A 20,740-nucleotide genomic window follows, 5' to 3' on the forward strand; every position below is an offset into this window, starting at 1 on the left:
TTTTTATAGAAAACTTATTTTCCAGAGTATATATTAAGTTTTCACATTGTATCCCTATAGTTATTACAAGAAAAACAATGATCAAAGCAAGAATATTTATATGGGGTAATAGGGGGCATTTGGGATGGAAAAATTAGAAAAAAATCAATATTATAAGGTTACCGAGTTATTAAATAGTTTTGGTGAAGAATGCAAATTTGCACTTTCTGTAATTGATAATAATATTCCAGGAGAGGTGTATGTAAATTCTATTAATAACCCTGAAAGCTGTTTAATAGCAAGTGTTTCTGGTAAATACTTAGTGTTAGGAAATGAAGCAAATGAAGCTTTCAATAAAGATATTATAGATTTTTTAAAGAAAGCAGAAAATCATCATATATTTTATGATTTGTATGCATCATCAAATAAGTGGATTGATATATTAGAGGAGGCACTAAGGGGAAGTGTAGTAAGATTAAAACGTTCAATTTATATTTATGAAGGTGAAAATATAGATGATGTAGACTTAAGTAGTGACTATGAAATGAAAAAGATGGATGAGGTACTTTTTCACAAATATGCAGATGAAATAGATAGTACTTTCAAAGTACATTGGGGAACACCAAGCAATTTTTGCTCAAATGGAATTGGCTATTGTATTATGAAAGATAAGGAAATGGTTAGTGTTTGCAATACATTCTATATAGGCGGAGGTTATTCAGAAATAAGCATTGATACAACAGAGAAGTTTAGAAAAAATGGCTTTGCAACTAAAGCATGCCAAATGTTTATAAATAGCAGCCTAGATAAAAAACTTATTCCATTGTGGGATGCTGATTATGGAAATGAACCTTCAAATCAATTAGCTGCAAAACTAGGGTTTACCAAAGTAAAAGATTGTGAAATACTATGGTGGCACGAAAATCAGAAAGCAGTTGCTAATTATTTAAAAAAGTATAACTACGAAAATAAGTAGTAGAATAATACTGATATATTAAAAAAGATCCCTTATTATCAAGTGTTACATTTGATAATAAGGGATCTTTTTACTTTTTATATATGACTTTAAAGATTATCCTATAGAGTTAGTTTTTGCAGGTCACAGTCGTGGTGGACAAATTAAAATATAGGCAATTTTAAGAGTAGACAATCCTATAATAAAAGACAGTAAGAATACCATCTTTTATTATTAATCCACAATTATCTCTGTAACATTTCTTTTCCAATCTTCAATGTAAATTTTATCAAACTCATTAATTTCATCAGGTAGATTATTACGATTATAGAACATATGCCCTAAAGTCTCATCTGTTTCTTGTAATAGTTCACCTTTATATCCAGTGGCTTTAAATATTATGCTTGTAACACAACAAATATCATTATTGGGATATACTATAACTCTGTCTTCACCAGAATATATTCCGAAAAGGGTTAGATTTTCTATTTCAATACCAGCTTCTTCAAATACTTCTCTTTTAGCAGTATCGATGTACTTTTCTCCCATTTCCATAGCACCACCAGGAATGCCCCATTTTCCGTTGTCTCGTCTTTGCTGTAACAAAATTTCACCTTTTAAATTTTCAATTATTACTCCACAAGCAGTAGTCATCACTGGAGCATGTCCTATACTTTTTCTAATTTCCTTAATATAGTTATCTTTATATGGCTTAATTATATTTTTTATTTCTTCCTTCATATTCTCATCCCCATACTATATAAAAAATATTATTTTGAAATATTTTACTATTATATTTTTATTTGATTATACTAAAAATTATCATAATATTCAAACGACTAATTGCTAATTTTAGAGATGAATGAAAAATGCATAATGTAGAGAAAGTTAAGTACCATTTTATAATTTGTAGTAAAGTAACTTACTTAATATAATAAAGGTTTGCCTGAGGTGCATATAGTTAGGAATAACATTTAGAATAGATATAATTTACATTTAACACATTGACAATAAATTTGATAATATGTTATCATATGTAAAATAGTAATGTATATATAAAATTTGGAAGGAAGATTATTATGTAGTTCTGTATGTTCTAAGATTGGCTCTTTTAGAAAAGAGTTTATCTATTATGCCAATATAATTTGGTATAAATAATGAGGGTTTATCAAAATAGATAATATTAATTATAGTATTCCCATTTTAAAATTAGAAGAATGGGAGTGTTTTTGATGTACTCTTTTTATTAGCGGAACATACTTTTTATAACATAATAATTTTCTAAAAAGAATACCTTCTTTTTAGTTTATTTGTGTTGTGAAAAGTAATATTCACAACTTTTTTTATTTTAATAATTAACTAAGAAAAGAGGGGTTTTTTTATGGAAAGAATATATAAATATCCTAGAACACGTCATATTGAAGGGTCAAGACTTCAAAACGGAGATGAGGATTTAAAAGTTATTAATTTTGATTATATAAAAGATAAATATATAGTAGTTGAGGAAAAAGTAGATGGGGCTAATTGTGGAATTAGTTTTGATGAAGATGGAGAGATGCTTTTACAAAGCAGAGGACATTTTTTAAATGGAGGTTATGGAGAAAAGCAATTTTCGCTATTTAAAACTTGGGCAAGTTGTCATACTCATGATTTATATAAACTTTTGGGAAATAGATATGTTATGTATGGTGAATGGCTTTATGCAAAGCACACAGTATTTTATGATCAATTAACTCATTATTTTATGGAATTTGATATTTTTGATAAAGAAGAAGAAAAATTTTTAAGTACAAAACGAAGAAAAGAAATACTTAAAGATTATAAGTTTATTATCTCTGTATTAGTACTTCATGAGGGTAAATTAAACAGCTTCAAAGAATTAACTTCATTTTTATCAAAATCTAATTTTAAATCGTCAAATAGTGAAGAAACTTTAAGACAAAGCTGTAAGGCGTTAGATTTATCCTTTGATATTGCTAGAAAACAAACAGATTGCTCGGATTTAATGGAAGGATTATATATAAAGGTAGAAAGTGAAGGTTATGTTATAGATAGATTTAAGTATGTGAGATCTTCTTTTCTTAATACAATTTCAGATTCAGAAACTCACTGGGTAAATAGACCTATAATTCCGAATAAATTAAAACTTGGAATAGATATATTTTCTTAAAGGTGGGTGAAGAGTTATGGATAATAAACTAATAAAAAATATTGTAGATAAAAATTTTGATTTTGATGAAATAACAAAAGATTTTCCTATTATTTATAAGCTTAAAAATATAGATCAAAATCCTAAATATCATAAGGAAGGAAATGTTTATGTTCACACTAAAAAAGTCTGCCAAGAATTAATTAAATTACAGGAGTGGAAGGAACTTGATAATGTTGAAAGAGCTACAGTGTATCTCGGAGCTTTCTTTCATGATATAGGAAAGTTGATTTGTACTAGATTAGAAGATGATGAAATAATATCCCCTAAACATGGAGTGAAAGGTTCAAAACTTTTTAGAGAGATTTTTTATAAAGAATATGATATATGTTTTAGATTAAGAGAAGAGATAGCTTCATTAATTAAATATCATGGACTTCCACTATTTTTTATGGATAGGGAAGATATGGATTATGATTTAATTAAAGCTAGCCAATCTGTTAATATGAAATTATTATATCTCATTGCAAAAGCTGATTTATTAGGAAGAGAATGTGATGATCAAGAGGATATTCTTGATAATATAGAATGCTTTAAAGATTATGTAAAAGAGCTAGGCTGCTTTTATTCGCCAAAAAAGTTTACCAATAAATATACTAAATTTTTATATTTAAATAAGCGAAACATATGGCATGGTGATGAGGTCTTTGATACAACAACTTGTGAAGTAACGGTAATGGTTGGATTTCCTCTCGCTGGAAAGGATACATATATAGAAAACCATTTAAAATCCATACCTATGATTTCTCTAGATGATATTAGGAAGGAATTTAATATTTCACCAAGAAAGGACTCTGCAAAAGTAGTTGCTATTGCTAAAGAGAGAGCAAAAGAATTTCTAAAGAAAAAAATTTCTTTTGTATGGAATGCTACTAATATATCAAAAGAAATTAGAAGAAGTTTATGTAGCCTATTTTCAGCGTATGGTGCTAGAGTGAGATTTATATACGTTGAAGTACCTTATAGAGAACTACTTTCAAGAAACAAAATTAGAGATAGAGTTGTTCCTGAGAAGGTTATAAACAATATGATAAAGAAATTTGATATGATAGAAAACTGGGAAGGATATGAAATAGAATATATAGTTAGTAACAATTAGACTTAAATCATTATATGAATTTAACTTTATATTAAGATATATAATTATTAATTCTTCATGAAACAGATTTAATAGATAATTTTAAAGATTATCCTATAGGCTTAGTTTTGCAGGTCGCAGTCGTGGCGGACAAATTAAAATACAGGCAAATTTAAGAGCAGGTGATTATATAATAAAAGGCGGTATTCTTGCCGTCTTTTAATCTTAAAAATCGAAATCATCATCTTTCTGTAATAAAGTAGGCGTATATTAAGGCAAGGTATTAATTAAAAATTTCATATTCTAGTGTAATGCATTGTTATATAGAGTATGGAGAAGGTTTTAGGATTAGAAAGGGCGAACCGTACCATAAGTAAATGAGGTTTTTACTAAAATTGAATAATTCAAAATAAGAGACAATGTGTGGAATATAAAGTTCCTCTACCATAAGTTATAATGTGGTTGAGGAATTTTTATATTTGAATGATTCACCAAATAATTCATGTGAGATATAATTAGATATAATAATTACTAATCAATTCATAGAAAATGTAAATTAATAGTGGTAAAATTAACTGTTAAATAGTAATTTATGGGGGTACTGTATTGTATGGAAATGATTGATATTTATGACGAATTAGGTCAAAAATGTGGTAAGACCGAGGAAAAATACGAGACTCATAGAAAAGGACTTATTCATAAAGGTGTCTGTGTATGGATTGTTAATTCTAATGATGAGATACTACTACAAACTCGAAATAGTCAAGTTATGTTCCCAAATATGATGGATATTTCGTTTTCAGGGCATATCCAAGCTGGTGAAACATCTTTAGAAGCAGCTATACGAGAAGGAAAAGAAGAACTTGGCATTGATTTAGAAATAGATAAACTCCAATATCTCTTTTCGTGTCGAGAGTATGGAGAGGTTGATGGATATTTTGAAAATGAAATAGATGATGTGTTCCTTTATAGAACGGATATTCTTTTAGAGGAGTACTCTTTCTACGATAATGAAGTGAAAGAGGTATCGTATGTTTCACTTGAGAAATTCAAGATAATGGTAGAAACACATTCCACTATGCTTATGCCTTACAAAACACATTATATTTTTTTACTAACAGCCTTGGGTAGGTGGTAAATTTAGTCTATTACATGGGTTTAATTTCCTACTTACCCCGACAAATTCCAATTTATTGGGCAGATTAAAAAATAATTTAAATATATATTATTAATTTAGAAAAGCAGAACTCTTACTTGTATTAAATGTACAGGTAGGAGTTTTTATTATAAAGGAGGGCAATATCAATGATAGAAATAGCTTATTTAAGAGAAAAAGAAGTTTTAAAAACTATGCCATAGGAGATACAAGAAAATATAAAGGAAATATTACAAATACTAGATACAGAATACAGAGCTAATAGAAACAAATATGAAGATGATGGAGGTTATATAGTAGTTATAGAGAAAAAAGAAGATTTTAAAGAAATAAAGAATAAAGCTCACATAGATTGTGATGATGTTATAGCTGAATATGTAGATAAGATAGTCTATGATGATTGTGGTATTTTTACTAATTCATTGATACTATGTAATAATGATTTTAGTATTTCACTAATTATGCCATCAGAAATCACACCAGAAAACCTAAAAAGTTATATGCTAGACTAAAAAGCCTTAATTATCAATACAATGATGATTAAGGTTTTTATTATTTATACATATTTTTAAGGAGGTTAATTAATGGATATACTAAAAATAATTAAGATAATTTGAATTATTCTTCAACTCATAGCAAGTGGTTTATCTGAATCGGAAGCAATTGAAAGTGCATCAGCTAAATTCGGAGTATCTGAAAGCTTAATAAGAAGGTTCATGAAGGAAAACTAAATATTTATTGATTTTTCAATAAGTATTTAGTGGATTTAATGGAGTTTAGTAAAGAGTGATAGCTTATTTTTTAGAAAATATCGTCACAATAGATGTGTCAATAGTGTCAATATTTTCATGTTTAAATTTAAATTATAATATAACTGGAGATTTATGCTTTATTATTATGCTAGAGTTATTTAATAAATAATTGAATCAAATTATGGGGGTAGTAGATGGAAATTAAAGCAATTACATCACTTGATAGTGAATGGGGAAAAGTTATAAGTTATGCTGAAAATTGTTCTTGGAGAGTGGAAAAAGCTTATCCACATTAATGAAAAAAGAAATGTTTACAGAATGGAAAGAGTGCTTGCTGCAATTAAAAATAGTGAAATTGCAGGTTATTGTATTATTTGAAAAACAGATTGTATCCCAAATGTAGAATATACACCATATATTGGTTTTATATTTGTGGGAGAGGTGTATAGAGGTAACAGGCTAAGTGAAAAACTTATCCAAAAGGCTATGGAATATCTCAAAGACTTGGGATTTGACAAGATATATTTAGTAAGTGACCATATCAATCTATATGAAAAATATGGTTTTTGTGTAATTGATAGAAAAATGGCTCCTTGGGGAGAAGAAGAAAAAATATATATGCAGAAGTTATAGATAAAATTGAATTTATCTCAATGATAAATCCAATTTATATGTTAGTAATGTAGAAGTTTTTAAATATAACAATTATTTAGGTTTATTTTTTATACAAATTTGATATAATATAAGTAAGAAAAGCTTAGTGCTGGTAACACTAAGCAATCCTTAGAACATTTATTTTGTTTTAGGGCTATTGGATAAAATTTATTATATGAATTTAAGAGCTTAAAGCACTATTCTTCGTCGGATGGGTGCTTTTTCTCTTTGCCATTAAGTTCTATATGAATACCAAGAAATTTAATCTTGATAATTAACTTAGAAATAAAAAGATTGTGTTTTAAAACTAATCTAATAATATAGATAGTAGCAAAACTTTTTATCATTAATTCTAGCATATCCAATACCACCCCCTAGCTATAAGTGAAATAGTTCACCAATAGCCCAGGAGGATAAAATGCTCAAAACCTCCGTAGCCATCCACTACGGATTTTAAAATATCACTTTAGAATTATACCATATTTATGTAAAAAAATATATAAGAATAAAATAGAAAAACCTCATTTAGAGTAGTTATGGGCAACTGTATCGCAAGTAAGGGAGAATGTTTTTAATCATTTAATCTAACAACTTTTCTATAGGTACTTTTACCTTCACTATAGTGCTCTATTTTAAATGTTCTTGGTGCAGTTAAAAAGTTATTTATAAAGGCCAAAGATTTATTAGTTAACAAAAATACAACATTTATTATAGATATGCATCATATATTTTACTTTAAATAAAATGGATTTATAGTTTTAGCTATTGGCTTTATTTGGGTAAGGCTATTTTTTTTAGGTGGGAGAATCGTATCACAAGTAATAAAAAACAATAGGTTTAGTGGAAAATAATTTACAAAATATGTTATAATTGAAAGAACTTAAATAAATGTTAATCAACCTTTAAGTATAAGGTAAGTAGGAATTTGTAAGTGAGATTATTTTTATAACAGGAAAATAAATTATATTTTAAGGAAGTTGAATAATATGAAGATTACTGTGATAAATGGAACTGAAATAAAAGGTTGTACCTATAATATAAAAGAAAATTTTTTAGAGATTTTGCGTGATGGAAATGAGATAATAGAATTTTATTTACCAAAGGATTTGCCTAACTTTTGCTGTGGATGTAAAAACTGTTTCTTTAAAGGTGAGCAGTTTTGCCCTCATGCAGAGTATGTTATGCCTATCTGGAACACTATTTTGAATGCTGATTTGCTTATATTTACTTCTCCTGTGTATGCGTTAAGAACTACTTCACAGATGAAAAATTTGCTTGATCATTTGTGTGTGCATTGGATGGTACATAGGCCTGATGAAAGAATGTTTAACAAAAGGGCTGTGATTTTAACAAATGCTGTAGGTATATTTAACGGTGGAGCACAAAAAGATATTGCAACAAGTCTATCTTGGCTTGGCATCTCTGACATTAAAAAGTTGGGCATAGGATTGCTTGAAGGTGTTATTTGGAATGAACTATCCAATAAGCGTAAAAATATTATTATCAGACAAACGAAAAAGATTGCTGGAAAATATAAAAAAACCCGTATAGGACATAAGGGAATAAAAGTAAGGATTAAATTCGCCATCACTAAAATGATGCATCAGGCTGTTGCCAAAAAAGAAAAAACATTATCGGTTGATAATCAGTATTGGGTAGATAAAGGGTGGATTAAGGTATAAATGATTATTTTTATATTTATCCGATGACTACCCGCTCTAATACTCCCATCTTCTTCAAAGTAGGAGCAAAGAGTGGCTAAAACCCTGGGATTTCCCCTAAAGGACAACGACTTCTAAGTATCAAAAATACTGATACTTAGAAATCTGCTAGTAAGCTTCAGTGGGAGTAAAACCCCCTCTGAAGCAAAGGACTCTGTTTATAGAATGGTTAACAAATTAATATTAAGTTTAATATAATGTAATATTAATTTAAGGAGAAAATTATAATGTATAATAGTGTAAAAAAAAATTATAAGCCAACGGGGCCGACTAATCTATACGCTTACTTTGTTGGAGAAAACCCAGCTACTTCATTTAATCCTATAAGTGTATATCCTCAAATAAGTGAAAGTGCATTTATAGGACCATTTTCAAGTGTAATAGGTGATGTAGTAATAAAAAATAACGTATTTTTAGGTGCTAATGTAGTGATAAGAGCAGATGAGGGAACACCATTTTATATAGGTTATAATTCTAATATACAAGATGGAGTAATACTTCATGGACTAAAAGATGCTAAATACTATGTAAATGGTATAGGGTATTCAATATATATCGGTAATAAAGTAAGTATAACTCATGGAGCATTAATTCATGGACCAGCTATTGTAGGAGATAATACCTTTGTTGGATTTAATTCAATTGTATTTAACGCTATAGTAGAGGACAATTGCTATATTGATACTGGAGCGATAGTAACAGGGGGAATTAGGGTAGCTGCAAATAGATATGTTCCAATTGGTGCAATTATAAATACACAAGCTAAGGCAGATAATCTTTTAGAAGTACCAAAGGAACAGTCAGATTTTGCAGAAAAGGTTATTAAAGTAAATGTAGAGCTTTCAGAAGTATATGACTTAAAATTTGGCGATACACGTTGTAGTTGCGGTCTTTGTTGTAATCATAATACTTTAATTCACAATTAGACAAAAATCAGAGTTAATAACTTGTTTTATTATAAATGCAAGCAATATTCTAGACGATGAAAATATAGAATTAAGTAAGAATGATCAGTTAAAAGATATAAAACCAATAAAACCTTAAATAAATGATATTTTAGTAGGCTATTTAAGGCTACATGTTAATTTGTTAGTTATGAAAGGTAGGATATATATATATCCTATCTTTTTTCATGGTAAAAAACCTAACTTGCTACGAAATGGAGAACCGTACCATAAGTAGTGGAGACTTTCTTTATAAACGTTGAAATCATTAATCAAGTAGAAAACAAACAGCTTCTATCTCTTAAATCCATTGACGAAACGATAATAATGAATTATGAAGTAATGGAGAAAATTGGAAGAGGTATCTTTAGAAATAAAGAAACTACTTATAGATTATTAAATAACTCTACAGATGAGCTGGCTTTTAATCATTATAAAATATTAAATTATGGAATAGATAGATTGAGAAGTAAAGTAGAGTATACACCAATTGCCTTTAATTTTTTACCAAGTGTATTTACTGTAAAGGAACTGCAGAATGTCTATAAAGCAATAATGGGAAGAGAAATTTTAAACTTCAGAAGAAAGATGGGAGAAATGATTATAGAAACTGATGAAAAAATAGAGGGTAAACCCTTTAGACCAGCTAAGGTATTTAAATTTAATGAAAATTGGGGCAACGGAAATATACCTAGTAGTTACCCATTGTGAAAATACAGTTTTTCAATGTGAATTATTAACTAGTGATTTAAAATATTGAAATAGGGGTATTATTCTTGCTTCCTTACATAGTTGCTGTAGTGCACTTTGCCTTTGCTATAAGTGCATTAAAATATAGTTTAGGCATTGAAATAACAGTCCCAGCATTGCAGGTGATAGGAATTATGTTAATCGCTCAAATTATATATTTCTTCATTATTAGAAAAAACTATTTGTTAGAGATGAAAAAAAGTTTGATATAATAAATAAGATATACAGAGAATTATTGAGTTATACTTAAACAAGAATGAAAGGAATTTGCACAATAATCATTAGAAAATAGCCTGAAAACACTCTGATTACATAGTTGCAACTTGAAGTTGACAATGTGCATCTCCAGAAATATAGAAGAAAACAGTGTACTTTGATAGTATTTGAGTATCAAAACACAGGAGGTAATCGCATATGAATTTTGGCGAAAAATTATTCAAATTAAGAAAAGAAAAAGGATTGTCACAAGAAGCACTTGCAGAGCAAATAGGTACAACAAGGCAGGCTGTCAGCAAGTGGGAAAACAATCAGGGATTCCCCGAAACAGAAAAGCTTATGATGATTTCTAATATCTTTGAAGTATCAGTAGATTTTCTATTAAAGGAAAGCAGTATAACAACAGAATCTAACGATAAAGAATTTTATGTAAGCAGAGAAATGGTAGGTGGCTATTTCGCCAATGAGAAAAGGGTGAATAAATATATAGGTATTGGATTTATGTTTTTGCTGTTAAGTGGTATTCCCTATGTAATGTTTGCAAATGAAAACAGTTGGCGTATTTTAGGTATTGCAATCTGTGTGGCCTTAGGTATTGGAACATTTATTATGGGTGCTTTTAAAGAAAACGAAGAGTACAAAATTTTAAGACAAGAGCCTTTGCTATTTGATTATGATTACTTAAAAGAACTTAAGACTGAATATAATACTATTAAGAAAAAATATCAAGTAATTGCCATACCTTGTATGTTTTTGCTTGTTTTATGTATGGCTATCATTTTCGTAACGGCAAAGGAGTTGATTAGTTGGACTGAGTATCATTCCGTTGCTTTTTTAGGAAGTGCTGTTGGACTTTTTGGTTTTATTCAATCTATTGGAATTATAGAAATGTATGAGCTGTTGGTGAGAAATGAGCAATATTGCAATCGCTTTTGGTTTAGAATTCGACGAAAAATCAAAGTTAAAATAGATAATTTCTAAAACGACCAATCCAGTTTAACTAATAGATACTTATAGTATAAAAGAAATATAAGTCCTTATATACTATAAAAATGCATATAAGGACTTTATCTATTAAAGGGCAAATGAAAATGCAGTTTTATCATGGTTAGGATACTATAAGATTCAAAATCATCATAATGAAAATATACGCTGGTAAATATCAAGTTCCCGAGGAATTTCCTGCTAAAGATGAAAATTTAGAGATATTTTTTGAAGATAACTTATTAGTTTTAAAGGGCACATATTGGAGAGATTATAAACTTAGTCCAATGTCTGAAACTAAGTTTTTGATTAAAGGGATTCCGATGGAACTTAATTTTAGGTTGACAGAAGGAAGGGTAACAGGATTTGACTACACTTTTATTGATGGGAATACTTATTTTTGTTCGAAAATAGAATAACGTAAATAGTGCATATAATTTATAATTGATGTTATAAGCAGATAATATACAGAAAAGATAGAAATATGATAAATGGACAATCTTTAAAAGAAATGTTAAAGGGTCTTGTTTTTATAGAAAATGTGATATATATGAAAAACTGCACTTATTATTGATACGGAGAAGCGTATCTATTCAGAACCAAAATTAAAAGAAATTTATAAAATATTAAAATTAAGCCAATGATATAAAAAGGTATCATTACTTCTGTTATAATTATTTTAGTAAGTTATTGGGAGATGTAGCTAGATAAATAGGAAGCTGTAACATAGATTATTTATATAATACATTTTGGGTAGGAGGTAAAACGGATGGGATTCAATGAAACAATGTACAAGGATTTTAATAAAGAATGTATTAATAAATTTGGTAATATAATGGGAAATACTATTATTTTGGATGCCGAACAAAGGCTAGAAAAAATGATAAGTGAAATTGATGATAGAAATAGTGAAACAATAAGATGGCATTTAGAAAAATGCTTATTACCTACAATTGCAATGTATTTATCCTTTAAAAAAAGGGACGATACATGCAATGTGGCATATAGTATTACTCTTAATATTTGTCAGGAGGTAGCAGTAAAGCAGAAGAAACGTATGCAGTTTATAGGGAGCATACCATTTGGTTATTCTATTTTTAAATTTTTAGCAAAAAGACAGATTTTGAAGATGTATCCAGAAGTGGGTTGGTGTACGAAATGGATTAGATATGATAAAGAGGAAATACATTTTAACTACCACAGTTGTTTATATAAAGAAACTGCTGACAAATATAAATGTGCTGAAATGTGTTCAATTTTTTGTGCAAATGATGTTACAATATTTTCGGGATTTGCTCCTAATATTCTATTTGAACGAAGTGATACCTTGGCAAATGGAAATGAAAAATGTGATTTTCATTTTAAGAATAGTAAGTACATAAAATGAGTATAATGCGGAGATTGACATATTTTAGACTACTAAATTCCAGTTTGTGTAGGTGAATATATTGAAAGCGGTAGGATAGAAATGATGATGATATAGAAAACTATTATATGTATAGGGAATTAAGAAATGCAAACAACAGGATAGGTTTAAAAGCCTATCTTATTTTTTGAAAAAAATATAATCAAAATTTGAAATGAAAATTAAAATGGTTATATTGTAAGAGGAGAAGTGTTTGCATTACGGTGCGGTGAACCGTACCATAAGTAAATGAGGTTTTACCAAATTTAGGAGCTTATTATAAATTATTGATATCATCTAAAAAACCATGATATTTAATATAGGATTAAAGTGATTCAAGGTGAACTGTACTATAGAATTACATAGGCTTTTTATCAACGGTATATGACTTGTAATTTATATTAACGTGGTTATAGTGAATAATGGCTATTTAGATTCATAAATAGCAGGACTTACTGTGATAAAGTAAGTCCTTGTCACATATTTAAAGAAGAATGAGAAAAATATTATACAAGAATTAAGCTTAATCTGTGTTAATCAATTCTAAGCTGCCTAATGCGCAAAACACATATACAAGTACAAATGATAATAATAATCAAAAGAGGCATTAGGAGGTTAAAGTTCATGTTACTCTCTTTCATCATTTCAAAACTCCATGTTGCTGGGAATATCTTGCCTACAGCTGCAAAATGTTTTGGCAGCATTTTAGCAGGAAACATTATACCAGAAAGCATAAGGGACGGTAGAAATATGAGCTGAGATACCATTGTAAGTTTTGATGTAGTTTTTATTGTAAGACCTAAAATACATCCAATGCTTAAACTGGTAACAATGAAAATAGCCAACATGATAAAGTACATAGTCGTATTTTTAGGAATAGATGCATTAAAAGCAATAGGTGCAACAAAATATATTATAGTGCTCATGATAAAGAGATGCACAAATGCTGAAATAAAATTATTTATGATAGGTATAAACATTGGAATATTGCCAATTTGGTATGATTTTTTTAGTTCAATTCCGTAAGTCTCAGATATAGGAGTAGGTGTACCTATAATTGCTCCCATTGTAACACCAAAAATAGACATGGATTGTATCAATGTACTCTTTGTGTCAGGTGTTATTGAGGTAAATATTCCACCCATAAAGCCGAAGAATACAAGCGGCACCACATAGTATGTGAGCAGAATACCCTTATTTCTTAAATCAAGCTTCCACTGAAGCAATATACCATATAAAAACGCTCCCATTATTTGCCCTCCTTTGCAATACCCAAAAAACTCTCTTCTAAAGATTGATGTGAAATCCTGATATCAAGTATAGGATTGGATGAACTTTTAAGAAAGGTCAATAGTTCGATTAGACCATCGCTTATATTCGTAGTTGTAAAGGTGTAATAATCATTTTCAGTTTCAACATATGTGGAATGGATGAAATCTGCCTTTCTTAAAGGATTATCCGTTTTGATTTGTAGTTTGATTATTGGATGTAGCTGTGTAGTAAGCTCTATCACAGTGCCGATAAAAGCGATTCTGCCGTCCTTTAATATGGCTAATCTGTCACATAAACTTTCTATTTCAGCCATATCATGACTTGATAGAACGATTGTCTTGCCGCTGCATTTAAGCTTTCTGATTTGCTCATGAAGTGCTGCTCTGCCCTCTACGTCAAGTCCAGCGGTCGGTTCATCAAGAAAGATGATATCTGGGCTGCCTAGCAGTCCAAGTGCAAGATGCAAACGCCTTTTTTGTCCTGTAGACAATTGACAATACTGCTTACTTTTTATTTCTGATAGTCCAAGACTTTCAAAAAGGGATAGGTCTATATTTGATTTATTCCATTTGCAAAATAGCGTAAATGCTTCAATCACTTTTATATTAGATGGCAGGGAAGATGACTGAAGTTGTACCCCAAAGCTGCCATTAATTGAAATTTTACCTCCTTCATATTTCCTAAGACCCTCGATACATTCGAGCGTGGTAGTTTTACCTGCACCATTTGTGCCCAAAAGTGCAAAGACTTCACCTTTTTTCACATCAAAGGATATTCCTTTAATAACTGTATTTTGTCCATAGCTTTTTATCAGATTTTTAACCTTTATTGCTAATGTCATTATACTCCTCCTCTTTAAATGGATTTTGTATATCACTGGTTTGAAAATATATCTCCAGTGCCTTTCCTATAAACTCATCAGATATTTGCTGTTTTTTTCGCATTTCTTCGCTCCATTCTTGCTTGGTTTCATTAAACTCTATAAGCTTTGGGAGCATACTCATATCCCCGCCTGTGAACTCAATTACTAATGACCACCACTGTTTTGCAATCTCTTGGCCTTTGTTACTTTCAGGAGTTACCTGCTGTTCACTAAGCATTACTATCTCATCACACATGCTTTTCCATTTTTTAAAGAGTACACGATCCAAATCAGGTTGCTCTGTGAATCTGTCCTTAAGGTGAGTCATGAGAGTATCATCAAAAAATTTAAGTACCCAATATCCCTCATTATTTTGACGAATCAGTGTAATTATATCAGCATATTTATTGAAATCTACTTCACGAATAAGTGATACCTCATCTCTTAAGGACTGTACTGCAGATACAGCTTCCTTTAACTTTTTAATTTGAGATTTCAATGCCTGTTCCTGAGAATTCAGCATTTTTACAACATCATCAGGGTTATCTAGGGAAATCAGCTTGTGCTTAATATCCTCCAAAGAGAAACCTAAATATTTAAAAGATAATATTTGATGAAGCTTCACCACATCTTTTTTTGTATAAAGTCGCCTGCCACCCTCGCTTTTGCATGATGGAGTAAGCAATTCCTCTTTGTCGTAATATTGTAGCGTACGAACAGTTATATTCATTAGCTTTGCAAGCTCGCCTACTGTTAATAAATCTTTGTTTTTCATTTACTTTACCTCCATAGTCACATTATACAATATGACGTAACGTCACGAGCAAGAGTAAAAAATAAATTTTTCGCTAGGTCGAGTAAGATAGAATATTTAACAAGTGAAGGATTTCCAGAACCTATAATAGCTTGTGGTGGTAATGGATACCATGCACTATATAAGCTAGACTTACCTAGTACTAAGGAAGTAACTCAAATGATAAAGGATTTTCTCATTGTGTTAGATAAGAAATTTAGTACTGATGAAGCTCAAATAGATAAGACAACCTATAACCCTTCTAGAATAACTAAGTTATATGGAACTATAGCTTGTAAAGGTGATAGTACTGAAACAAGGCCACATAGAAGGTCAAGAATAATAGATGTTCCAAAAGAGTTTAACGTTGTAGAAGAAAGCCTAATTAATAAAGTAGCAGAACTTATACCAAAGAAAGAAGTTAAAGTTAAAAGGCAAAGTAATAAGACTAATATAATAAGTAGCTTCGATGCTAAGGAATGGCTAGAAAAGCATGAAATAGAAATAAGTCATACAGAGGAAAAGGGCAAGTAATATACACAATGAAGAGAATACATTTGTTATGTATAATGAGAAAAATGAATTAATAGGTAATTGCAGTTTTAATTATGATTATGATGATAAGCTATTTATGTTTGGAGTACAAATGAGGCCAAGTTTAACGGGTAAAGGTTTAGGGACCAAAGTGGTAGAAACTATACTTAATTTTGGCAAGGAAATCTATAAGTTTAATGAGTTAGATTTGCTTGTTGCAAAGTTTAATAGAAGGGCAATAACAATATACGAAAGATTAGGATTTAAAACTATGGATGAGTTTATATGGAATGTAAATGATGAAGAAAAAGAATTTATTGCAATGAGAAAAACTTGGTAAAAAGCTTACGTTATAACTATTACGGTGAAACATATCTGTGGAGAACCAAAATTAAAAGGGATTTATAAAATATTTGAATTAAGTAAGCCAATGATATTAAAAGTGTCATTGGCTTGTGTTATAATTATTGCAATCTATTGGAAAATTAAGTGTATAAATGGAATTTGTAGTGAGGTTTATTTATATAATAGAAAGGAGAAAAAAGTGGAAGAGATGAAGGATAAAAAGGCAGTAGGTGTATTTTTAATAATCACATTAGTGCTAAGCGGTATATGCTATTACATAAGAATAAGAGGTGGTGATGCTGCAGCTGGGATGACATCTATACTGATGTGGTGTCCTGCAGTAGCAGCATTTATAGTTAAAGGTAAGTTTTATCGTAAGGAAAAGGTATTAGGATGGAATAGTTGCCAAATAAAATATATTATGGCAGGTATATTCGTTCCAATTATTTATTTGGGATTTTCATATGGACTTTACTGGATTGTAAATCAAACAGCATTTACTGGAGAAATCTATACAAACTCTATTGGATTACTACTGTTACTAATATCTTCTTCTTTATTGACCGCAGCTGGTGAAGAAATTGGGTGGAGAGGATTTTTATTACCCAAATTGGCTGAAATTTGGAATGTTAAGATTGCTATTTTGATAAGTGGATTGATATGGGCAGTATGGCATTTCCCTCTTATGATAGCAGGTTTGTATCAAACAGGGACAAGTATTTGGTATCAGCTTCCAATGTTTACTATTGAAATTATTGCTATTACAACGATAATGGCTTATTTACGTTTGAAATCAAAAAGTGTATGGCCTGCTATTATACTCCATGCAAGTCATAATTATATTGATCAAGTGATATGTGGACCATTAACCCGTGCTAATAAACAAGCGTATTTTGTAGGAGAAACCGGTTTGATAACTGCATTTATGCTTATTATAGTAGCAATAATTGTAATTAGAAAAATAATACACGAAGCTTTATAAGTGCGTAATGATTGTGAGAATAATGGGAAGTTCAAACAAATTCCAATTTGTTCAGATGAATGTGTGAAACTATTGTATAGAAATGATGATGCTATAAAACATTATGTGTATAGGTAATTTGAAAATGCAAACAGCATTATAGGTTTTAAAAGCCTATACTTTCTTTATAAAAATATGTAGTTAAAACTTGGATTCGAAATAATCTTAATTATATTGTATATGGGAAAATCTAAGCTTTCTTATATATGGTAAGGTGAAGTGTATCTGTGGAGAAGCAAAATAAAAAGAAGTCTTTAAGATATTAAAAACAAGCCAATTATTAATAAGTATAATTGACTTGTGTTATAATATTTAGTAAGTTTTTGGGAAGTGTAGCTATATAAGAAGAAATTTATTGAGGAGAAGGTAATTATGAAAGACATAGAAAAATCAGAGAATAGTATAAGTTGTGATGATATAATTGATTGGAGCAAACAGTATGAGGTAGTAGAGAAAATAGGAGTACGAGGCTATTTACAAATGCATTTTGAAGAGTGTAAATATATATGGAGAAACATGGTACCTAAATCAGGACAGGCTAATAATCTACAAGGTGAAATGCTTAGAGTGATTGTAAAATTAAGAAATGAAGCGATTAATAATGGAAATATAAATTGGGATGATAATTTTGAATGGTTTTGCAATTTTTTAAAAGAAAATTTAGTAACTTGCAATTTGTTTGATGAAGAAAAAAACATTAAGATAAAAATGATTTTAGATTATATAAAAGATAATGGTAATTATGCTCGTAAATATGCTAATGGCGAAATTAATGATGATCAAGTTGATATCTGTAAATTAGCATATACAGATGACGATATTTATGAGTATTTAGAAGATGCCATTGCAGAGTATTATTTAAATTATAAGATTCCAATATTATATGAGCACAAAGATTTTATTTATAGATAAACAATTAATATAAATTCAAATTTGAAGGTGATTAAGTGATTGAAAGGGTAATAGCATACTTAATTTTATGGAGTGTTGGTTTTATAGAATATGAAATATACAGTAAGGAAATTGATAATCTTTTCTTGAAAGAAGAAAATAGTGATTTGTTATTAGAGCTAGAATATTGTTTCAATGATTCGCAAAAAAGCATAAGTGCATTAAATAAATATATGCATGCTGGGGATATTATTTATGATTGTAAAAAATTTGGTGTAGTATTCTTTGAATTACTAGAGAATATATATGAAAGTGAAAATATGGATATAAATGAATTTGCTAAAAAGGCTTATAAAGTGTGGAATTTACTTCCTAGTGATATTGCTGGAGAGGAACCATTCCGGACACTTTCATATGCAGACGATTGTTTATCATATGGAGATGAAATGCAAACTAGAGAATTTTACAAAAAATCATTTAAATTCTATAAAAAGAATGATGAATTCCAATTTGTGTAGGTGAATATATAGAAAGCAATAGAATAACAATGATAATGCTATAGAAAATAACACCACAAGAGTTTTTAGATGATGAAACAATAGCTATAAAGACAGGCTTGAATCTAGAAGAAATTAAGTCATTAAGAAAGAATAGTTAGTAGGATAGGTGAGAGCTTATTCTATTTTTAATGTCTAGGAAATTATATAAGTTCCTTACCTTTAGATAGTGTGGATAGGATATTTGTATTGTGGTAATTTGGAGCGTAGTGAGGTGAGAAATAAAATAAGTAGCCTATCCACTTTCTTGGTATAATAATTATAGGACAAAAGAAAGCTTAAAAAGTCGGGATGTCAATCTTTCATGATGGTAAGATTAGATTAACGAATTGTAAGGGGGGTAAAAATTATGGAATGGATTGAAAGTATTAGAGAAGCTATTTCTTATATTGAAGAGAATATTACCAAGGATTTATCCATGAAAGAAATTGCAGATAGGGTAAATATTTCTCCTTTTTATTTTCAAAAAGGATTTGGAATGTTATGTGGCTATTCCTTAAGTGAGTACATTAAGAGAAGAAGACTTGCACTTGCCGGCAGTGAGGTTTTATCTACTAATGGAAAAATAATAGATATTGCAATAAAGTATGGATATGATTCTCCAGACAGCTTTACTAAAGCTTTTACAAGATTTCATGGAGTTACACCATCTGCAGTTCGTAAAGAGGGTGCAATGATAAAGTCTTTTGTTGCCCTTAAAATCAAATTTTCGTTGGAAGGTGGATATATTATGGATTATAAAATACTTGAGAAGGATGAATTTAAGGTTATAGGAGCGTATAAGAAATTTAAATATGATTCAGCATTTATGGAGGTACCCTCATTCTGGAATGAGCATATTTCACAAGGAAAGTTAAAGGATATATGCGGAATGTATGGTATTAACATTGATGAGGAAATGGATGGCAATGAATTTGAGTACCTTATTGCAGATGACTATTCTAAAGAGAAAGAGGGTATGGAAGGATATATAGTTAAAACAATTCCTAAGTTTACTTGGGCTGTTTTCCCTTGCTATGGACCAGGCCCAGAATCAATTCAAGAAACTAATAAGAAAATATTTTCAGAGTGGTTACCAAACTGTAGAGATTATGAGATTGCTGCAGGTTATAATATAGAAATGTATAGTGATCCAAGCGAGTATGAAAACGGGGTTTTAGATAAAAATTACTATAGCGAAGTTTGGATTCCAGTAAAGAAAAAATAGGGCTTAATTAAGATATTAGGATATGAAAGCTCTTTTTAGATATGACGAAAAAAGATGGAGGCAATATTTCAATGTTATTTAGTTAACCAAATGATATTGGCTAGCCTAAAAAGTAAGATATGAAAATATGAGGGTACTGAAAAAGTTTAAGTTTTCAGTACCTGCGTTTTTAAACAGGTGGGGTTTTAAACAAACTGCTATTTTTTTGTAAAAATATATAATTAAAAAAAGTACCTTATGAATTTCTTGAGCCAGGAAAAAGCTTCGAGAAGTTTTTTATTGTATATTTAGTTGCACCAGATAAGTTAAAGGTTACAACAACTTGGAATAATAAAGAAGGAGCAACTCATTGTAAGGAGTAAATTATATCAATATAGTTTTAAAATAAAAAACCTTACTTGAAAGCGATACGGAGAAAGGTATCTATAAAGAACCAAAATAAATAAAAATAATAA

The 20,740-nt window shown here is 29.5% G+C and carries 21 protein-coding genes and 1 pseudogene; 17 read left to right on the top strand and 5 right to left on the bottom strand.

Annotated features, from left to right (window positions below; translation table 11 throughout):
- Positions 1 to 124: 124 nt before the first annotated feature.
- The gene (locus B2W91_RS12110; RefSeq protein ID WP_291581278.1) at positions 125 to 955 is read left to right on the top strand and encodes a GNAT family N-acetyltransferase; all 831 of its coding nucleotides are present in this window, start codon (positions 125 to 127) and stop codon (positions 953 to 955) included.
- A gap of 213 nt (positions 956 to 1,168) precedes the next feature.
- Here the strand turns inward: B2W91_RS12110 and B2W91_RS12115 are convergent, their stop codons facing one another.
- Positions 1,169 to 1,675 carry an NUDIX hydrolase gene (locus tag B2W91_RS12115; RefSeq protein ID WP_291581281.1) on the bottom strand — a complete coding sequence of 169 codons (507 nt, stop codon included), beginning with the start codon at positions 1,673 to 1,675 and terminating at the stop codon, positions 1,169 to 1,171.
- 640 nt (positions 1,676 to 2,315) lie between these two features.
- Here B2W91_RS12115 and B2W91_RS12120 point away from each other — a divergent pair.
- From B2W91_RS12120 to B2W91_RS12135, 4 genes are all read left to right on the top strand, one after another.
- Complete coding sequence (locus tag B2W91_RS12120; protein ID WP_291581284.1) at positions 2,316 to 3,104, top strand: RNA ligase family protein; 789 nt, start codon at positions 2,316 to 2,318, stop codon at positions 3,102 to 3,104.
- A 16-nt stretch (positions 3,105 to 3,120) separates the two neighbouring features.
- On the top strand, positions 3,121 to 4,242 hold the full coding sequence (locus B2W91_RS12125; protein WP_291581286.1) for an AAA family ATPase: 1,122 nt from the start codon (positions 3,121 to 3,123) through the stop codon (positions 4,240 to 4,242).
- Between the two features lie 571 nt (positions 4,243 to 4,813).
- Positions 4,814 to 5,359: an NUDIX hydrolase gene (locus tag B2W91_RS12130; RefSeq protein ID WP_291581287.1), complete on the top strand. Its 546-nt coding sequence runs from the start codon at positions 4,814 to 4,816 to the stop codon at positions 5,357 to 5,359.
- Positions 5,360 to 6,546: 1,187 nt separating this feature from the next.
- Positions 6,547 to 6,762, top strand: a complete 216-nt coding sequence (locus tag B2W91_RS12135; protein WP_291581320.1) for a GNAT family N-acetyltransferase — start codon at positions 6,547 to 6,549, stop codon at positions 6,760 to 6,762.
- A gap of 218 nt (positions 6,763 to 6,980) precedes the next feature.
- Here B2W91_RS12135 and B2W91_RS12140 read toward each other — a convergent pair whose 3' ends face one another.
- Positions 6,981 to 7,142, bottom strand: a complete 162-nt coding sequence (locus tag B2W91_RS12140; protein WP_291581336.1) for a hypothetical protein — start codon at positions 7,140 to 7,142, stop codon at positions 6,981 to 6,983.
- A gap of 627 nt (positions 7,143 to 7,769) precedes the next feature.
- Here B2W91_RS12140 and B2W91_RS12145 point away from each other — a divergent pair.
- The 6 genes and pseudogenes from B2W91_RS12145 to B2W91_RS12170 all read left to right on the top strand — a co-directional run bounded on the left by B2W91_RS12145 (position 7,770) and on the right by B2W91_RS12170 (position 12,785).
- Positions 7,770 to 8,465 (top strand): flavodoxin family protein, encoded by a 696-nt coding sequence (locus B2W91_RS12145; protein ID WP_291581289.1) that lies wholly within the window; start codon positions 7,770 to 7,772, stop codon positions 8,463 to 8,465.
- Between the two features lie 266 nt (positions 8,466 to 8,731).
- Entirely contained in the window at positions 8,732 to 9,430 is a 699-nt protein-coding gene (locus B2W91_RS12150) for a DapH/DapD/GlmU-related protein (protein ID WP_291581290.1), read from the top strand.
- A 300-nt stretch (positions 9,431 to 9,730) separates the two neighbouring features.
- A pseudogene (locus B2W91_RS12155) lies at positions 9,731 to 10,159 on the top strand (NUDIX hydrolase); the annotation flags it as partial.
- Between the two features lie 453 nt (positions 10,160 to 10,612).
- A complete protein-coding gene (locus B2W91_RS12160; RefSeq protein ID WP_291581291.1) occupies positions 10,613 to 11,395 on the top strand; it encodes a helix-turn-helix domain-containing protein in 783 nt (260 codons plus the stop codon).
- Between the two features lie 158 nt (positions 11,396 to 11,553).
- Positions 11,554 to 11,817, top strand: coding sequence for a hypothetical protein (locus tag B2W91_RS12165; RefSeq protein WP_291581293.1), 264 nt, complete (start codon positions 11,554 to 11,556; stop codon positions 11,815 to 11,817).
- 350 nt (positions 11,818 to 12,167) lie between these two features.
- On the top strand, positions 12,168 to 12,785 hold the full coding sequence (locus tag B2W91_RS12170; protein ID WP_291581295.1) for an L-2-amino-thiazoline-4-carboxylic acid hydrolase: 618 nt from the start codon (positions 12,168 to 12,170) through the stop codon (positions 12,783 to 12,785).
- 551 nt (positions 12,786 to 13,336) lie between these two features.
- Here B2W91_RS12170 and B2W91_RS12175 read toward each other — a convergent pair.
- From B2W91_RS12175 to B2W91_RS12185, 3 genes are read right to left on the bottom strand one after another with little or no spacing between them, the layout of a single operon-like run.
- Positions 13,337 to 14,053 carry an ABC transporter permease gene (locus B2W91_RS12175; protein WP_291581297.1) on the bottom strand — a complete coding sequence of 239 codons (717 nt, stop codon included), beginning with the start codon at positions 14,051 to 14,053 and terminating at the stop codon, positions 13,337 to 13,339.
- Entirely contained in the window at positions 14,053 to 14,916 is an 864-nt protein-coding gene (locus B2W91_RS12180; RefSeq protein ID WP_291581299.1) for an ABC transporter ATP-binding protein, read from the bottom strand. Before B2W91_RS12180 ends, B2W91_RS12175 begins: the two co-directional genes overlap by 1 nt.
- Entirely contained in the window at positions 14,894 to 15,712 is an 819-nt protein-coding gene (locus B2W91_RS12185) for a MerR family transcriptional regulator (protein WP_291581301.1), read from the bottom strand. Before B2W91_RS12185 ends, B2W91_RS12180 begins: the two co-directional genes overlap by 23 nt.
- 198 nt (positions 15,713 to 15,910) lie before the next feature.
- Here B2W91_RS12185 and B2W91_RS12190 point away from each other — a divergent pair, with 198 nt between their 5' ends.
- From B2W91_RS12190 to B2W91_RS12215, 6 genes are all read left to right on the top strand, one after another.
- Complete coding sequence (locus B2W91_RS12190; protein WP_291581305.1) at positions 15,911 to 16,264, top strand: hypothetical protein; 354 nt, start codon at positions 15,911 to 15,913, stop codon at positions 16,262 to 16,264.
- Position 16,265: 1 nt separating this feature from the next.
- Positions 16,266 to 16,604 carry a GNAT family N-acetyltransferase gene (locus tag B2W91_RS12195; RefSeq protein WP_291581322.1) on the top strand — a complete coding sequence of 113 codons (339 nt, stop codon included), beginning with the start codon at positions 16,266 to 16,268 and terminating at the stop codon, positions 16,602 to 16,604.
- Positions 16,605 to 16,817: 213 nt separating this feature from the next.
- Positions 16,818 to 17,591 carry a CPBP family intramembrane glutamic endopeptidase gene (locus B2W91_RS12200; RefSeq protein ID WP_291581332.1) on the top strand — a complete coding sequence of 258 codons (774 nt, stop codon included), beginning with the start codon at positions 16,818 to 16,820 and terminating at the stop codon, positions 17,589 to 17,591.
- 411 nt (positions 17,592 to 18,002) lie between these two features.
- Positions 18,003 to 18,542, top strand: coding sequence for a hypothetical protein (locus tag B2W91_RS12205; protein ID WP_291581307.1), 540 nt, complete (start codon positions 18,003 to 18,005; stop codon positions 18,540 to 18,542).
- Positions 18,543 to 18,577: 35 nt separating this feature from the next.
- The gene (locus B2W91_RS12210) at positions 18,578 to 19,039 is read left to right on the top strand and encodes a hypothetical protein (protein WP_291581309.1); all 462 of its coding nucleotides are present in this window, start codon (positions 18,578 to 18,580) and stop codon (positions 19,037 to 19,039) included.
- Positions 19,040 to 19,427: 388 nt separating this feature from the next.
- Positions 19,428 to 20,285, top strand: coding sequence for an AraC family transcriptional regulator (locus tag B2W91_RS12215; RefSeq protein WP_291581312.1), 858 nt, complete (start codon positions 19,428 to 19,430; stop codon positions 20,283 to 20,285).
- Positions 20,286 to 20,740: the final 455 nt, after the last annotated feature.

Origin of the sequence: Clostridium sp. UBA6640 (assembly GCF_002455975.1) — a bacterium.
In the GTDB taxonomy this organism is placed as follows: Bacteria; Bacillota; Clostridia; order Clostridiales; family Clostridiaceae; genus Clostridium_J.

What these genes read in the sequence shown, in the direction of transcription:
- B2W91_RS12110 (WP_291581278.1), top strand. Translation starts at nt 125, where the DNA reads ATGGAAAAATTAGAAAAAAATCAATATTATAAGGTTACCGAGTTATTA.
- B2W91_RS12115 (WP_291581281.1), bottom strand. Translation starts at nt 1,675, where the DNA reads ATGAAGGAAGAAATAAAAAATATAATTAAGCCATATAAAGATAACTAT.
- B2W91_RS12120 (WP_291581284.1), top strand. Translation starts at nt 2,316, where the DNA reads ATGGAAAGAATATATAAATATCCTAGAACACGTCATATTGAAGGGTCA.
- B2W91_RS12125 (WP_291581286.1), top strand. Translation starts at nt 3,121, where the DNA reads ATGGATAATAAACTAATAAAAAATATTGTAGATAAAAATTTTGATTTT.
- B2W91_RS12130 (WP_291581287.1), top strand. Translation starts at nt 4,814, where the DNA reads ATGGGGGTACTGTATTGTATGGAAATGATTGATATTTATGACGAATTA.
- B2W91_RS12140 (WP_291581336.1), bottom strand. Translation starts at nt 7,142, where the DNA reads ATGCTAGAATTAATGATAAAAAGTTTTGCTACTATCTATATTATTAGA.
- B2W91_RS12145 (WP_291581289.1), top strand. Translation starts at nt 7,770, where the DNA reads ATGAAGATTACTGTGATAAATGGAACTGAAATAAAAGGTTGTACCTAT.
- B2W91_RS12150 (WP_291581290.1), top strand. Translation starts at nt 8,732, where the DNA reads ATGTATAATAGTGTAAAAAAAAATTATAAGCCAACGGGGCCGACTAAT.
- B2W91_RS12160 (WP_291581291.1), top strand. Translation starts at nt 10,613, where the DNA reads ATGAATTTTGGCGAAAAATTATTCAAATTAAGAAAAGAAAAAGGATTG.
- B2W91_RS12165 (WP_291581293.1), top strand. Translation starts at nt 11,554, where the DNA reads ATGAAAATATACGCTGGTAAATATCAAGTTCCCGAGGAATTTCCTGCT.
- B2W91_RS12170 (WP_291581295.1), top strand. Translation starts at nt 12,168, where the DNA reads ATGGGATTCAATGAAACAATGTACAAGGATTTTAATAAAGAATGTATT.
- B2W91_RS12175 (WP_291581297.1), bottom strand. Translation starts at nt 14,053, where the DNA reads ATGGGAGCGTTTTTATATGGTATATTGCTTCAGTGGAAGCTTGATTTA.
- B2W91_RS12180 (WP_291581299.1), bottom strand. Translation starts at nt 14,916, where the DNA reads ATGACATTAGCAATAAAGGTTAAAAATCTGATAAAAAGCTATGGACAA.
- B2W91_RS12185 (WP_291581301.1), bottom strand. Translation starts at nt 15,712, where the DNA reads ATGAAAAACAAAGATTTATTAACAGTAGGCGAGCTTGCAAAGCTAATG.
- B2W91_RS12190 (WP_291581305.1), top strand. Translation starts at nt 15,911, where the DNA reads ATGATAAAGGATTTTCTCATTGTGTTAGATAAGAAATTTAGTACTGAT.
- B2W91_RS12200 (WP_291581332.1), top strand. Translation starts at nt 16,818, where the DNA reads ATGAAGGATAAAAAGGCAGTAGGTGTATTTTTAATAATCACATTAGTG.
- B2W91_RS12205 (WP_291581307.1), top strand. Translation starts at nt 18,003, where the DNA reads ATGAAAGACATAGAAAAATCAGAGAATAGTATAAGTTGTGATGATATA.
- B2W91_RS12215 (WP_291581312.1), top strand. Translation starts at nt 19,428, where the DNA reads ATGGAATGGATTGAAAGTATTAGAGAAGCTATTTCTTATATTGAAGAG.